General features: G+C 63.6%; 1 protein-coding gene. It reads right to left on the minus strand.

Translation table 11 applies throughout. The features are described 5' to 3' along the window. Positions 1-533 (minus strand): alcohol dehydrogenase catalytic domain-containing protein (locus ABZ842_RS38885; RefSeq protein ID WP_361548628.1); only part of this gene is annotated, 533 nt, incomplete at its 3' end. Positions 534-1,017: the final 484 nt, after the last annotated feature.

The raw sequence follows: 1,017 nt of genomic DNA on the forward strand, positions 1-1,017 counted from the left end.
CCCGTGACCCGACGGAACTTGTCCTCGAACGCCAGATCACGCGACGACGCAATATGGTCGTCATCCAACCCCATGCCCCGCAACACATCCCACTTATCCGGATGCGCCGTCGCAAACACCTCCGCACCCCACCAACGCGCCAACTGAATCGCCGCCATCCCCACCCCACCAGCACCCGCATGCACCAACACCGACTCACCAGACCCCAAACCACCCAAATCCCTCAACCCATACCAAGCAGTCGAAAACACGATCCCGAACGAAGCAGCCTCACCCCAACCCCACCCCTCCGGAACCCGCACCAACACCCGCTCATCCGCCACCGCCAACGAACCAAACGCACCCGGAACCAAACCCACCACCCGATCCCCCACCACAAACCCCGACACCCCAGAACCCACCTCAACCACCACACCAGCAGCCTCACCACCAACACCACCACCCCCACCACCCTCATCCAACATCCCCAAACCCACCACCACATCCCGAAAGTTCAACCCCGCCGCACGCACCCGAACCCGCACCTCACCCACACCCAACTCCCGCAACCCCACACCCCCACCAACCAACCCCACATCATCCAAAGCACCCGACCCACCAACCTCCAAACACCACTCACCACCACCCACCGGCAAACCCAACCCACCACCCACACCCAACCGACCCAACCGCGGAACCCACACCACACCACCCCCACCCAACACAACCTCACCCTCACCACACCCCAACCCCACACCCAACCACCCCACACCAACCCCACCCACACCCACATCCACCAACCCAAACCGCCCCGGATGCTCCGCCACCGCCGAACGCAACAAACCCCACACACCCCCACCCACCACATCCCCCACACCCACACCAGGACCCACCGCACCACACGTCACCACCACCAACCGCGACCCACCAAACCGCCCATCACCCAACCACCCCTGCACCAACCCCAACACACCCGAAACCACACCAGAAACCACCCCACCACCAACCAACCCACCAGAACCCACACCACCCACACCA

The sequence above is a fragment of the Streptomyces sp. NPDC047315 genome (assembly GCF_040643215.1).
Classification (GTDB): domain Bacteria; phylum Actinomycetota; class Actinomycetes; order Streptomycetales; family Streptomycetaceae; genus Streptomyces.